This window comes from Streptomyces sp. NPDC057010 (assembly GCF_042673805.1).
In the GTDB taxonomy this organism is placed as follows: Bacteria; Actinomycetota; Actinomycetes; order Streptomycetales; family Streptomycetaceae; genus Streptomyces.
Window position 1 is genome coordinate 82,080 of the sequence record NZ_JBHUSC010000005.1, and the last position, 13,048, is coordinate 95,127.

15 protein-coding genes are annotated in these 13,048 nt (G+C 73.5%); 6 read left to right on the plus strand and 9 right to left on the minus strand.

The window, feature by feature from the left end; translation table 11 throughout:
* Nucleotides 1–8: 8 nt before the first annotated feature.
* Complete coding sequence (locus ACFTXQ_RS07945) at nt 9–974, minus strand: glycosyltransferase family 2 protein (protein ID WP_382637395.1); 966 nt, start codon at nt 972–974, stop codon at nt 9–11.
* A gap of 208 nt (nt 975–1,182) precedes the next feature.
* Here ACFTXQ_RS07945 and ACFTXQ_RS07950 point away from each other — a divergent pair, with 208 nt between their 5' ends.
* The gene (locus ACFTXQ_RS07950) at nt 1,183–1,413 is read left to right on the plus strand and encodes a response regulator transcription factor (protein ID WP_382636930.1); all 231 of its coding nucleotides are present in this window, start codon (nt 1,183–1,185) and stop codon (nt 1,411–1,413) included.
* Between the two features lie 27 nt (nt 1,414–1,440).
* Here the strand turns inward: ACFTXQ_RS07950 and ACFTXQ_RS07955 are convergent, their stop codons facing one another.
* The 6 genes from ACFTXQ_RS07955 to ACFTXQ_RS07980 form a co-directional block, all read right to left on the minus strand.
* The gene (locus tag ACFTXQ_RS07955; protein WP_382636931.1) at nt 1,441–2,697 is read right to left on the minus strand and encodes an FAD-dependent oxidoreductase; all 1,257 of its coding nucleotides are present in this window, start codon (nt 2,695–2,697) and stop codon (nt 1,441–1,443) included.
* Nucleotides 2,698–2,751: 54 nt separating this feature from the next.
* Nucleotides 2,752–3,102 (minus strand): hypothetical protein, encoded by a 351-nt coding sequence (locus ACFTXQ_RS07960; protein WP_382636933.1) that lies wholly within the window; start codon nt 3,100–3,102, stop codon nt 2,752–2,754.
* Between the two features lie 144 nt (nt 3,103–3,246).
* Entirely contained in the window at nt 3,247–3,954 is a 708-nt protein-coding gene (locus ACFTXQ_RS07965) for a HEAT repeat domain-containing protein (protein ID WP_382636934.1), read from the minus strand.
* A gap of 98 nt (nt 3,955–4,052) precedes the next feature.
* Entirely contained in the window at nt 4,053–5,126 is a 1,074-nt protein-coding gene (locus tag ACFTXQ_RS07970) for a DUF5954 family protein (protein WP_382636936.1), read from the minus strand.
* Between the two features lie 84 nt (nt 5,127–5,210).
* A complete protein-coding gene (locus ACFTXQ_RS07975; protein WP_382636938.1) occupies nt 5,211–6,920 on the minus strand; it encodes a serine/threonine-protein kinase in 1,710 nt (569 codons plus the stop codon).
* Between the two features lie 102 nt (nt 6,921–7,022).
* The gene (locus ACFTXQ_RS07980; protein WP_382636940.1) at nt 7,023–7,553 is read right to left on the minus strand and encodes an EF-hand domain-containing protein; all 531 of its coding nucleotides are present in this window, start codon (nt 7,551–7,553) and stop codon (nt 7,023–7,025) included.
* 224 nt (nt 7,554–7,777) lie between these two features.
* Between ACFTXQ_RS07980 and ACFTXQ_RS07985 the strand changes: the two genes are divergently transcribed.
* Nucleotides 7,778–8,707, plus strand: coding sequence for a helix-turn-helix transcriptional regulator (locus ACFTXQ_RS07985; protein WP_382636942.1), 930 nt, complete (start codon nt 7,778–7,780; stop codon nt 8,705–8,707).
* A gap of 103 nt (nt 8,708–8,810) precedes the next feature.
* Nucleotides 8,811–9,101 (plus strand): hypothetical protein, encoded by a 291-nt coding sequence (locus tag ACFTXQ_RS07990; RefSeq protein WP_382636943.1) that lies wholly within the window; start codon nt 8,811–8,813, stop codon nt 9,099–9,101.
* Between the two features lie 142 nt (nt 9,102–9,243).
* On the opposite strand, the gene ACFTXQ_RS07995 is transcribed toward ACFTXQ_RS07990, so the two are convergent.
* On the minus strand, nt 9,244–9,927 hold the full coding sequence (locus tag ACFTXQ_RS07995) for a hypothetical protein (protein ID WP_382636945.1): 684 nt from the start codon (nt 9,925–9,927) through the stop codon (nt 9,244–9,246).
* 116 nt (nt 9,928–10,043) lie between these two features.
* On the opposite strand from ACFTXQ_RS07995, the gene ACFTXQ_RS08000 reads away from it, so the two are divergent.
* Together ACFTXQ_RS08000 and ACFTXQ_RS08005 are read left to right on the plus strand one after the other, a co-directional pair.
* Nucleotides 10,044–10,514: a flavodoxin family protein gene (locus ACFTXQ_RS08000; RefSeq protein ID WP_382636947.1), complete on the plus strand. Its 471-nt coding sequence runs from the start codon at nt 10,044–10,046 to the stop codon at nt 10,512–10,514.
* A gap of 284 nt (nt 10,515–10,798) precedes the next feature.
* A complete protein-coding gene (locus ACFTXQ_RS08005; protein WP_382636948.1) occupies nt 10,799–11,128 on the plus strand; it encodes a hypothetical protein in 330 nt (109 codons plus the stop codon).
* An 18-nt stretch (nt 11,129–11,146) separates the two neighbouring features.
* Here the strand turns inward: ACFTXQ_RS08005 and ACFTXQ_RS08010 are convergent, their stop codons facing one another.
* Nucleotides 11,147–12,346: an FAD-dependent oxidoreductase gene (locus ACFTXQ_RS08010; RefSeq protein WP_382636950.1), complete on the minus strand. Its 1,200-nt coding sequence runs from the start codon at nt 12,344–12,346 to the stop codon at nt 11,147–11,149.
* Between the two features lie 73 nt (nt 12,347–12,419).
* Here ACFTXQ_RS08010 and ACFTXQ_RS08015 point away from each other — a divergent pair, with 73 nt between their 5' ends.
* Nucleotides 12,420–12,992: a TetR/AcrR family transcriptional regulator gene (locus ACFTXQ_RS08015; RefSeq protein WP_382636951.1), complete on the plus strand. Its 573-nt coding sequence runs from the start codon at nt 12,420–12,422 to the stop codon at nt 12,990–12,992.
* Nucleotides 12,993–13,048: the final 56 nt, after the last annotated feature.

The window sequence follows — 13,048 nt, forward strand, 5'->3', positions numbered from 1 at the left end:
CGTAGGCCCTACGGCCGTTCCTCTTCCGTGTCGCTGGCCACGCAGTAGGTGGGCCGGGCCTGGACGGCGGAGTAGATGCGAGCCACGTACTCGCCGAGCATGCCGAGGCAGAACAGCTGGACGGCACCGAAGAACAGCACGGCGATGATCAAGGAGGTCCAGCCGGGCAGGGGGCTTCCCAGGGCGTAGACGGCGAGCGCGCAGGTGAGGAACGCGAGGCAGACGACGAGGCTGAAGGCGCCGATCGCGGTGGCCAGGCGCAGCGGGACGGCCGAGAAGCTGGTGACGCTGTCCCACGCCAGCAGGATCATCTTGTGCAGGGGGTATTTGGTGGTGCCGGCCGCCCGTTCGCCGCGCTGGTAGGTGATCTGTCCTCCGGGGAAGCCGAGCCAGGGGATCAGCAGGCGGTAGATCTGCCGCTGGTCGGGGAGCGTCTTGAGGGTCTCCACGACGGGGCGGGACAGGAGGCGGAAGTCGCCGGCCTGGGCGGGGACGAAGGAGCCGGCCAGCCGGCGCATGAGCCAGTAGTAGGCGGCGGCGGTGCGGCGCTTGAATCCGGTGTCGGCGGAGCGGTCGGTGCGCACGGCGTAGACGATGTCCAGCCCGTCGGCCCGGGCCAGGGCCAGCATGCCGGGAATGACTTCCGGGGGGTCCTGGAGATCCGCGTCCATGCTGATCACGTAGGCGCCCAGGGCGCGGTGCAGTCCGGCGGTGAGGGCGGCCTGGTGGCCGCTGTTGCGCCGGAGGGTCACGATGCGCAGCTGGGGCCAGGCGCTGCGCAGATCCTCCAGCAGGAGGGGGGTCCCGTCGGTCGAACCGTCGTCGACGGCGAGGACCTCGTACGGTTCGCCGCAGCCGTCGAGGACCGGCCGCAGCCGCGCCGCCAGAACAGGCAGGACCTCCTCCTCGTTGAAGATGGGAACCACGATCGACAGAGCGATCGATCCCCTGCCCGTGTCATACACAGCACTCATCATGCGGGAACCGCCTGGAGGCGGCATTTTGAGAGCCCCCTGGAGGGCCCTCCACCGCCGCCGCTTGTCACACGCCTGTGACAGTCGGCGGACAGGATCGCGAAGTCACTCGGCCAGGCTCTTAGTAAGAGACAAAACGGGCATTCAGCCCATCTGCTTCCGAGGTCGTGAGCAGTGATGACCGAGCCGATCCGGCGGAGGAAATCCCATGAGCCTCACCCTCACCGTGCCGCACGTCCCCACCGCCGCAGCCACGCTGGCCCCGCGCGAGCAGGAGGCGCTGCGACACATCGCCGCAGGCCGCACCTACCTGCAGACGGCCCGCACCATGGGACTCTCCAAGCACACCGTCGACGCCTACCTCCGCCGCATCCGGGCCAAGCTGAACGTCCACACCACGGCCGAGATGACCCGCCTGGCCGTCTCCCTGGGCCTGTGACGGACGACTACTTTCCGACCCTACCCGTCACCGAACGTCAGCGCCGGCATGTGAGGGGACGGACTCCCTCGGAGGGCGCTCGCGCAGGGCTCCGTACGCGATGAAGTAGGCCGGGATCCGGTTCAGCCACCGTGATTCGGTGACGAGTCCCGTCAGCCGCTCGGCCCGTTGCGGATCACCGAACGCGGTGCGTCCGGCCAGCAGCGGCTCGATGACCTGGGTGTGGGCGAGGCGCTGGAGGCCTGGGGTGACCGCGGTGGTGGGCCAGCGGCGGTGTTGCACCCGGCGCACGTCGCGGAGCCCCACCGTGCCCTCGCGCAACGGACGCACGAGGTACCGGGCCGCGGCCACCGCGTCCTGTACGGCCAGGTTGATGCCGATGCCGAAGACCGGTGACATCGCGTGGGCGGCGTCGCCCAGGCACAGCAGCCCCGGACGGTGCCAGCGGCGCAGGCGGTCGAGCCGTACGTCGAGGAGCTTCACCTCGTCCCAGGAGGTGACGGCCCCGCTCCGGTCGGCCAGCCAGGGGGCGGCGGCCGCGAAACGGTCCATGAAGCGCTCCAGGCCCTCGGCTCGGCGCTCGGCATCGGTTCCCTTCGGGATGAGTGCGGCGCACTGCCAGTAGTCGCCGCGGTCGATGAGGGCCGTGAAGAACCTGTCGCCCAGGCCGCCCACGAGTCCGCTGGGATCGTCCTCGTGGCGCGGCAGGCGGAACCACCAGGCGTCCATGGGGCACGGGAAGCGTTCCAGGCCGAGTTCGGGCAGCGCCCTGGCCAGTGAGCCGCGGCCGTCGCAGGCCACGGTCAGGGTGGCCCTGAGCTCGCCGGTCCTGCCGTCCGCGGTGCGGTAGCGCACGCCCGTGACCCGTCCCCGCTCGACGAGGAACGAGGTCGCCTCGGTGTCCATGCGCAGCCGGAAGGACGGCTCCCGGCCCGCTTCGTCGGCGAGGAGGTCGAGCAGGTCCCACTGGGGCACCATCGCGATGTAGTTGTACTTCCCGTGCAGCGCCCCGATGTTCCCGACCGTGATCAGGGACCGGTCGGCCCCGATGGGCAGCTGCACCGTGGTCACCCGGCGCTGGGGCAGCCGGGCGAACCGTTCGGCGAGGCCGATGTCGTCCAGCAGCGACAGGGTGGAGGGGTGGACGGTGTCGCCGCGGAAGTCGCGCAGGAAGTCACCGTGCTTCTCCAGCACCGTCACCTCGACACCGGCGCGGGCCAGCAGCAGGGCCAGCACCATTCCGGCCGGCCCGCCTCCCACCACGCAGCACGTGGTGTGCTCCACGGCGACCACTCCCCTCGCGGGTACCGGGAGAAGCCCCGGCGCACTCGTACCGCGTCAGTGGACGACGGAGAAGCTGCGCCACGGCAGGCTGCCGGGGGCGGTGACGTTCGAGGTGGCGGTCGGGATGTAGATGCCGTCGGCCTCGTCCGTCTTCTGGCAGCCGGGTGTCCGGTACAGGATGACGTCGACCAGGGTGTGGTTCTCCACGTGTGCCGCGCCGCGCGGGAGGCCGATCCGGTGGCAGCCCTGGACGGGCGTGTTCGAGTACGTGACCTCGACCGGGGAGTCCTGCGCGCGGAAGCTGAGGCTGCCCACGGTGGTCTTGCCGGCCGAGCAGGCCGTGGCCGTGGCCGTGAGCAGCAGCGCCGCCCCGGTGATGACGCCGATGCGCCGGAGGTGGGACATGGCTCGGTCCTCGTCTGTGCGGTGAGGGGCGGTGACGGCTCGCCCGTGACCGCAGCCTGGCCCGTCGCGCGCCGGCGGGCATCCCCTGCGCATCCGGTCGGATGACGGCCGAAGGAGGGAGCACGCGCGGTCGGCTCCGGGCTGCTATTCCCCGGTCGCCCGGCCCAGGAGCTCGCGCAGGGCGGGATCGGCGCCGTCGTCGAGGGTCGTGGCGAGATGGGACAGTTCCTCGCGGCGCCGGGTGTCGGCCCGGCTGGTCAGGTGCGCGGCCCAGAGCGTCCGGCGGCCGTCGGTGACCCCGGCGGTCTCGTTGAACAGCGCGTACAGGGCGTACCAGCGCACGGCGGCGTCCTCGTCTTCGGCAAGGCGCAGGATGGCCTCCAGGACCTGCGGCTCCGTCTGCTCGGGATCGGCCAGCAGGGGCAGAGCGGCGGCGACCGCGAAACGCACCGGCTGCGCCGGGTGGGCCTGGTGGCCGAGTACGGTGCCCAGGGTCCGGCGGGCCTGGTGGTAGCCGAGCGTGGAGATCATCCACCTGAGGACCCACGGGTCGGGCTCGTCGGCCATCTCGGTCGTGACGGCATCGACGGTCTCCTCCGTGAACGGCCGACGGCCTTCGGAGTCGTACGGGCCCAACTCGCGCAGGACCCGTGCTCCCAGCTCCCGTTCCAGAGGGTCCTCGCAGGTCAGCAGGCGCGTCGCCCGGTCGAAGACGTCCCTGGTCGGACGGTTGTGCAGGGCGACCAGGCACGGTATCGCCACGTCGTCCGGGCCGGCCTGGTCGGCCCTGACCTCGTCCAGCGCCGCCGCGAACAGTTCCTCGGTGGTCGTGCCGACTCCGTTGGTCTCCATGCCGCTTCCCCCGCTCCCACCGCCCCCGTAGCGGCTCCTGGTCCCGTACATCTTCGTGCCGGGTGGCTGCGCCCCGCCAGGCCCGGGGTTGGTCCGGATCAGTCTTCGGGGAGCACGCGGCCGTCCTCGTCGAGTGGCGGGTGCATCCGTGTGGGGTCCTGGGTGTTGACGTCCGACGGGCGCGGGCCCTCCGGCCCGTCGGGGCTCCAGCGCAGCAGGCGGCGGGTACGGGCGACCCGGTACACGGCGCCCTGGAATTCCAGCCGGTTGACGAGCCCGGCCCGCAGCGCGTCGGCGGCTTCGGCGTATGCGGCCAGTTCCGCGGGCCGTGGGCCGTCCGGTGCCGGGTTGCGGGCGTCGGTGCGCGGGTCGGCGTCGATGGGGATGTGGCCGTGCATCCGCGGCCACATCCACGTCAGGGCGAAGTCGAGGGACTTGCGGGCGGCGTGCGCGGTGGCGTGCGGGCCGCTGACCGGTTTCCAGCCGCGGGCGCCGGACTGTTCCACGACCGTGAAGGTCGGGGGCAGCAGCAGGACGTCCGGGTGGGTGTCCAGGGCCCGCCGAGAGTCGTCGCGCACCGCTTCGGGGAAGCGTTCCCCCGCGTAGCACAGCCCGCGCAGGGCCAGCCGTTCCAGGGCCTGGGACGGGGCGAGGGGCGTGTCGGGGTCCAGGAGCAGCCCGCCGTCGACCTCCGGTTCCCTGGAGCCGCGGTCCCAGTCGGGGACGGCCGGTTCCGGGTCGGTCGGGCGCGGTGGTTCGATGCCGTCCGCGCCCGAGCCCGCGTACTCCTCGGCGCGCACGACCCTGTACCTGGTCCCGGCCACGACGAGTTCGTCGACCCGTTCGCTTTCCAGCCGGGCGACCGCCGCCAGCAGTTCGCGGCGCTCCGCCCGGTCGTGGGCCTCGTCCTTCGCGCGGAACCACAGGAGCGAGTTCAGCCCGTCGCGCGCCTGCTGCGGGCAGCCGTCCGTCACCGCGATCACCACCCGCCACCGCGGTCCGTCCCCCGGGTGCCGTGCGGCCACGCCGAACAGCGGGCCCCGCACCACCACATCACCCGCGCGCGCCACGGCGTCGACGGCGTCGGCCTCCACCACGGCTTCCACCGGCTCCACCGGTACCCGTACCACCACCGGCCACGCCCCGCCCGGTCCCACATCCTCACGGTCCATGCGACCATCCTGCCGACGGCGCGACGCGGCCACCCCGGAATCGCCGATTCGTCAGCGCTCGGGGGGCCGCATGTGCAGAGGCCGTCAGCGCCGGCCGGGCTGCTTCCAGAGGGTGAGGTTGCCGGCGTAGCCCGGCGGGTCGTACGGCAGGCCCGTCTCCTTGACGTCGGTGATCTGGAGCATCGCGAGGTTGCCGTCAGAGGTCACCGAGCACAGGACGTCGCCCTTGACGATGGCCTCGCCCTTGATGAGCGCCGAGTTGGACAGTTCGTGCGGGAGCGGCGCAGTGTCCACCGCCTGCCGGCAGGCCTCGGGGGTGGTCGCCGGCGACTTCGCCATGGCGTGGCGGAAGGTCATGTACTGGAGGATGTACGTGAACTCGGCCTTCTTGTCGCTGACATCGCCGTTCGGCGACACCTTGGGGGTGTCCAGGTCCACGGTGATGATCGAACCGGTGACCGGGGGGCCGATGACCAGGGGCTTGTCCTTGAAGACCGGCTCGTAGGCAGCGGGTTGGACGGTCTTCTGCTCCGACGGCGTCCCCGAGGGCTGCTTCTGGTCGGGCGTCTGCTGCGGGTGGGCGCTCGCCGCCGGGTCGGCGGCGTGGGCGCCCTTGTCGTCGTCACCGCCTGAGACGGCCCAGCCGATGCCGCCGCCGACCACCAGCAGCGCGGCGGCCACGGCGGCGAACAGCCGCGTCCGGTTCGCGGCCGGGGGCGCGGCGGGCGCCGTCGGAGGGGCGGCCGGCGGGACGGGCGGGGCCTGGGTGGGCGCGGCGTGCACCGACGGGCCGCCCGCCTGGGTCGGGACGTACGTGGGGGCGTGCGCGGGCGCGGGCTCCGCCGCCGCAAGGCGGTCGAGCTCGGCCCGCCGCAGGGCGACGGCTCCGGCCCAGGGCTCGGGCAGCCAGCCCGCGAGGTCGGTCGTGGAGCGTCCCGCGGCCTGCTCGCACAGCTCCGCCAGCCGGGTCGGCGTGGGCCGTGCGGAGGGCTCCGCCGCGAGGGCGGCCTCGAGCAGCGACCGCAGCCACTCCGGGTATCCCGACAGGTCGGGCGGGCGTACGGCGGTGTTGGCGATCTGCGTCGCCACGGTCAGGGCGCCGCCCTCTCCGTACGGGTGGCGCCCGGTCGCGGCCACGGCGGCGATCAGGCCCAGCGAGAACACGTCGGAGGCGGGGGTGACCTCCGCGCCGACGCCCTGCTCGGGTGACATGAACTGGGGGGTCCCGACGAACCCGCCGGTACTGGTGAGGCGGGTGGACTCGGCGGCGCGCGCGATCCCGAAGTCGATCACCCACGGCCCGTCCGCCGCCAGCATGATGTTGCCCGGCTTGAGGTCGCGGTGGACGACCCCCGCCGCGTGTACGGATTCCAGGGCCCGCGCCACGCACGCCACCAGTTGCAGGGCGGCGGCCCGCGGCAGCGGCCCGTGGGTGTCCAGGGCCTCGTCCAGCGGCAGGCCCGGAACGTAGGCGGTGGCCAGCCACGGCTGCCCGCCCTGCGTGTCGTGGTCCAGTACCGGTACGAGGTGGTAGCCGCGCACCTGCTGCGCCGACCGGACCTCCTGCTCGAAGCGGCTGCGGAAGCCGGCGTCGCCGGCGTACTCGCGGCGGATCATCTTCAGCGCGACCGGCTGGTTGCCCCGGGTGCGAGAGAGGTAGACGGAGCCCATGCCGCCCTCGCCGATCCGCGCGAGCAGCCGGTATCCGGAGATCTCCCGCGGGTCCCCCGGCGTCAACGGGCGCAGCGCGCCCGCCGCTTGTCCCCTCGCCGCTTCCTGTCCCGACCCGTGCATTGGCATGTCCCCTTCGATCCGCCCGAGTTCAAGATCGTATCGAACGAACGGGCAGGTCAATGACCTGCCCGCGGGGGACGGGGGGTCTGGCGGACGCCGGATCTAGCTCGGCCGGAACAGCAGCGCCTCCAGGCCGTGCCGGTGCGCCGCCCCGGTGAAGTCGGCCCAGCTGATCGCACCGTCCCCGTCCGCGTCGATCAGGTCGAAGGAGGCTTCCGCTGCCGGAACCGGCACGCCCTTGAGCCCCCGCCACACCGCGAACTCGTGACGGTCCATCAGCCCGTCCCCGTCCCGGTCGGCCACGTTGAACTGCGCGTGCAGCACCGCCATCACCTCCGGGGAACCGGACGGCGTTCCGGAGTCGGAGGCGGGGAGGGAGCTCATCCACTCCCGGTACTCCTCCCGCGTGATCCGTCCGTCGTGGTCGCGGTCGACGAGTTCCGCCTGGTGCTGCCACAGCGCGAGGTTCGCCTCGATCAGGGCGCGTCCCTTGGGCGAGCTCGGCCCCATGCCGTACGACTGGAGCACGCGCTCCGCACTCGCCCGGTAGTCGTCCGCGGCGAGCACCCCGTCGCCGTTCGTGTCCAGCCGGTCGAAGATCAGGTCGGCCACGGTCGCCTTCTCGGTACCCATGCCGGGAGCCTAGGACGAGCCCCTCCCCGTACCGGCGGATTGCAGCGCCCGGGGGCGTGTCATGCCCGGCCCCGCCCGGAGAGGCGGGCCCCTGGCCGGATGCACCACGCGGAACCGGCGAACCGGGGAGCGGTGCGCGACGGCCGGATTCCGGGCAGACAGGAGCCCCGCCCGGCGTCGACGATGGCGGGGTCAGTGCCGCTGCGGGGAGGGCGTGGTTCAGCGTGTCGACGTACGGGGCGGAATGGAGCCTGGTCAGCGCCCGGCCCGACCGGCGATTACGTGCGGGGGTCCTGGGCTACCGCGGGTACCGGATGGCGTTGGACCGGCCCAGACGGCGCCTGGAACTCCCGGACGGCGTGGTGACGTTGGTCCTCGGCTTCCAGGGCCAGCTGCGCCTCACCGACGTCGGCCGGCCCGACGGCACGACGGCGGCCCGAGCCGGGGAACCGGCAGCGGTGCCCTTCACCTCGCTGGTCTCCGCGGTGCGTTCGCGCGCCACCATCGGCGAGCACAGCGGCATCCTCCACGGCATGGAGGTCCTGCTCGCGCCGTGGGCCGCCTACAACCTGCTCGGGGTGGAGATGCACGAGTGGGCCGACCGCATCCTCGATCCGGCCGAGCTCGTGGGCCGCCGCGTCGACGACCTCGCCGGGGCGCTCGCCGCCCTGCCGAGCTGGCGCAGGCGGTTCGAGCTGCTCGACGCCACCCTGGCCCAGTGGTCGGCGGCGGGCCCACCGTGCTCGGCGCGGGTGGTGTGGGCCTGGGGGGAGCTGTCCCGTACCGGTGGCGCCGTACCCATACGGCACCTGGCCGAGCAATCCGGGTGGAGCTGGCGGCAGTTCGAGAGCCGGTTCCGGCAGCAGATCGGAATGCCCCCGAAGACCATCGCCCGCATCATGCGGCTGCATCGCGCGCTGAGGCTGCTCGGCAGTGGCCAGGCGGTGTCTCAGGCGGCCTTGGCCTGCGGGTTCTCCGACCAGTCGCACCTGGCCCGCGAGGTGCGCAGGATGACGGGCCGCACGGCGACCCAGCTGCTCGCCGCGCCTGCCGGGACAGCCGCGGGGCCGCCCGCCGATGACCGCGTCGAGGGCCGGATGACCAGCGTCCTCCTCCCGGACCGGACCCCGCCGTCGGGCGGTGGCCGAAAGTGAGCCGCCTGCGGGAGCGCCGCGAATTTGTTCAAGACGCGGCCCGGCGGCGATGGCCAGGATGGCGGCGTCCTCGAACGATGATCCCTGGAAGGGGCATCCACACATGCGCATGCGCATCGCCACAGCAGTCGGTGCCGTAGCCCTGTCCGGCGCACTCGCCGGACTCGGTCTCGCCGGAACCGCCCAGGCCGCCGAGAGCGGCGCCCTCGCCTGTTCCACCACGAAGATCAGCAGCAAGACGGCGCGGGGCTGGTGTTCCGCGGGCTCGGCCTGGCGGGTGGGCGTGAAGTGTACGGACGGCAAGCACTACTACAGCGGTTGGGAGACCGACGCGCGCAACCAGTACGCCACCTGCGGCAGCGGCACCATCACGCACTACTGGATCGACCGCTGACCCCTGCGGACCGACCGGCGCAGCCCGGCCGTTGGCGAGCGGCGGCTCGTGAGCGGCTGCCGGTGACTGCGACAACAGGCCCCGGGAACCTTCTGGTTCCCGGGGCCCGTGCCGTACGGGCTGCGGCGGGTACGGGCGTGGCCTAAGGGTTCGAGGGCAGCTGCCCCGCCCCACGGCAGATCGGGCAGAAGCGCCGGGTGAAGCACAACGGACACCGGCCCAGGCGGTCGGGGTCGCGGGGGAGGGTGCCGGCGCCCCAGCCCCCGTGTCCGCCCATGACCCAGCCGCGGCCCCCGCAGGCCGGGCACCAGCCCAGGCCGTCGCACTCGTAGCAGAGCTCCTGGCCCGGGGTCAGCGTCTCCTCGGTGACCACCGGCTCGGGGCGTACGTGCGGCACCGGCTCGTACAGGGCGAACTCCGCGGTCCTGCCCGCGTACAGCACCTCGCCGTTGCCGTGGACGACGGACACGGTGATCTCCGTGCCGTCGCGGGCGCCGGTGACGATCGCGCCCCCGTGCGCACCGGCCCGCGGTGCGGGCGTCCCCCAGCCCCCGGCGGTGAGCAGAGCGGCCGCGCGGGCGGCGAGATCGGTGGGGTACGCCTCACGCGGGGGCCGCACGTCGCGGGCCCGTACGCGTGCGGTGAAGGAGTAGTGCCACAGCGCGGGCACCCTGCCGTGGTCACCGAACGGCTCGTCGGGCAGGGGGAACTCCGGTACCTGACCCGGCGTGAGCTGCCCGGCCAACGAGCGCAGGCACGCGCGGAGCTCCTCCGCCGCCCGGGTGAGGCGCTCGCGCGCCCCCGGTATCCCCACCGCCATGGTCATCCCTCCCGTTCACCGAAGCCAACCACGGCGGGCACACGATCGGCCAGCTCGCGGGGTGTCACATTCCGCGGCGCTGCCCGGTCCTCGCTACGGAAGCGAGAGAAGGGATCGTCAGGATGAAGACCGTCATCGTGTGCGCCTCCGTGTCACACGGCAATACGCGCCGTGTAGCCGACACCATGGCCCTGGTACTGGGCGCGAAGGTCGTCTCCCCCGAGGAGGCCGACCCGGCGGAGCTGGCGGGCGCCGGCCTCGTGGGGTTCGGCTCGGGCGTGTTCTACAGCAGGCTCCACCCCCGCCTGACCGACTTCGTCAGGGAACTTCCCACCGGGCGGGGCCGGGCGTTCGTGTTCGCCACCAGCGGGCTCCCCGAGATTCCGCCGGCGCCGTTCACCCGCCCCCTGGTCAGGCTCCTCGAAGGCAAGGGCTTCGAGGTGGAGGGGAGCTTCTCGTGCCGGGCGTTCGACACGTGGGCGCCCTTCAAGCTCCTCGGCGGCATCCACCGGCAGCGGCCGAACGCGGCGGACCTGGCCGCCGCGCGGGCGTTCGCCGAGCGGCTGCGGGACGGGACGGGGCCCGTGTCCTGACCCGTCGGGCCGGCGTCGGACCGTCCAGGGGGTGCGGGGTCCACACGGATGGGGGAAGCTGGGTGTGTCCGCAGCGCGGGCGGCGGGCGGAGTCGCGAGGAAGGTCTTTCGTGAACGTTTCTGCAGCCGGTCGGCCCTCAGACGCAACCCGGCGCGGGGTGCGGACGGCCACCCTGTTGTGCGCGGCGGCGGCTTTGACGGCCGCCGTGCTCCCGGCCTCCGCGCACGCCGGTGGAACGGCAGCGGCCCGGACTCCGGGTCCCGGGGACCCGGTGGATCCCGTCGTGGTCGTCGACTGTTTCTCCCAGGCCCAGACGCGCCCCGAGGAATACCTCCTGGCCTGCGGGGACGGTAACAACCGCCTCGTCAAGCTCAGCTGGGACACGTGGGGGCCGAGGACCGCGACGGCCACCGGCACCGACATGGTGAACGACTGCCGCCCGTACTGCGCGGCCGGCCGTTTCCGCGCCTACCCGGTGAAGGTGACCCTCAGCAGTCCGGAGAACTGGCCCGAGCACCCCGGCGTCCAGCGCTTCACGATGATCCGGCTCCTCTACACGGACACCGCACCGGCCCCGGTCGCCAAGGACGTGACCTACAAGCTCGTGTACTGAGACCGCGGCGGGTTCCCGCTATCCGGGGAGGGGGAAGCCGTTGAAGAGGTCGTCCATGCCGCGCAGGGCCAGGCGGTCGGGAGTGGCACGGACCGCGAGGTCGCGGGCCGCGGCCGCGAGCGGGTTGCGGAGGGCGCCGAGGCGGCCGACCCGGCGGGCACGGACGCGCACGGCGTCGGTGCGGTCGCGGCGGGCGGCCGTGTACGCGGCGAGGGCGGCCGGGACCGGGTCCGCAGTGTCTGCGGTGTCCGTGCCCTGCGTGTCCTCTCCGGCCGGCAGCAGGTGCGCGAGGACCACCGCGTCCTCGATGGCCTGGCAGCCGCCCTGGCCGAGGTTGGGGGCCATGGCGTGGGCGGCGTCGCCGAGCCAGGCGATCCGCCCGTGGTGCAGGCGCGGGAGCGGGGCGGCCAGGTCGTAGAGGTCGTTGCGCAGGACGGCGGCGGGGTCGAGGCGGCCGACTCGCTCCAGGAGGGCCGGGATGGGGTCGTGCCACGAGCCGAAGCGCCGGCGGAGTTCGGCGCGGGCGTCGGCAGACGGGGTGCCGGCCGGCACGACCGCCGTGGCATAGAGGTAGAACCGGCCGTCGGAGAGCGGGGTCACGCCGAACCGCTCGCCCCGCCCCCAGGACTCGCTCATGGCCGGTATCCGCAGGTTCGGGGCGTCCACGATGGTCCGCCAGGCGGTCTCGCCGATGTAGTGCAGGCCGGGGTGGGCGGGGAAGTACGCGCGGCGCAGCGGGCTGTGGATGCCGTCGGCGGCGACGACCAGGTCGGCGGAAAGGTCCGGGCCGGCTGCCGTACGGACGGTGGGGCGGCCTCGCGCGCCGTCGACGGCGGTCACGGCGGTGCCGTAGCGGAGGGCGGCCGGTGGCAGGGCTGCGGCCAGGGCGGCCGCGAGGGCGGGGCGCGGGACGGCTATCGGGGGCATGCCGTAGCGGGCCGCCATGTCGGCGGTGCCGGCCCGGGTGAGCCACCGGCCGTCGGCGCGGCGCACGCCCATCGATTCGGGTACGGCGCTGCCGGCGGCGAGTGCGGCGTCGACGCCGATGCTGTCGAGTGCGCGCAGGGCGTTGGGGGCGAGTCCGATGCCGGCGCCGGTGGCGGGCGGCTCGGGGGCGCGTTCGCAGACGGTGACGTGCCAGCCCCGGCGGTGCAGCGCGATGGCGGCGGTGAGGCCGCCGATTCCGGCCCCGACCACGACCGCGTGACGTTTCGGCATGAACACCTCTCCGTTCGGTTCGGGCATCCTCCACCGCCGCAGGACCCTCACTCTACAACTGTAGAGTGAGGGCATGTCCAGCCCTGACCGCCGTACCCTCATCGCGGACACCGCGATCGCCACCCTGGCCGTGGCCGGCCTGCGGGGGCTCACCCACCGCGCGATCGACACCGCTGCCGGGCTGCCCGCCGGGAGCACCTCGTACTACTTCCGTACGCGTACGGCGCTGATCGGCGCGTGCTGCGCGCGGATCGCCGAACTGGACCTGAACGACGTCGAGTCGAGGCCGCCGGTCTCGCGGGAGGAGGCGGCGGCCTCGCTCGGGGCGGTGCTGCACCACTGGCTGACCACGGGCCGCGGGCGTCAGCTCGCCCGCTACGAGCTCAGCCTCGAAGCCGCGCGCCGGCCGGAGTTGCAGGCGGCCCTCCACCGGTCGGGCCTGGCGGCCCGCGCCGCTGCGGCCGCCCTCCTCGCGGCGCTGGGCGCCGCCCGGCCCGAGGAGGCCGCCGAGCTGCTGGTCTCCTGGACCGACGGCGTGCTCTTCGACCGCCTCGCCGGCGCGATGGCCCACACCCGGCCCGCGCCGGACCCGGCGGAACTCACCGTGCTGGCCCGCCGGATGATCGACGCCGCGCTGGCCGGCTAGCGGATCCGACCCCAACTCGCGGATTTCGTACACCTTCTGACGGCATGACGGCCACA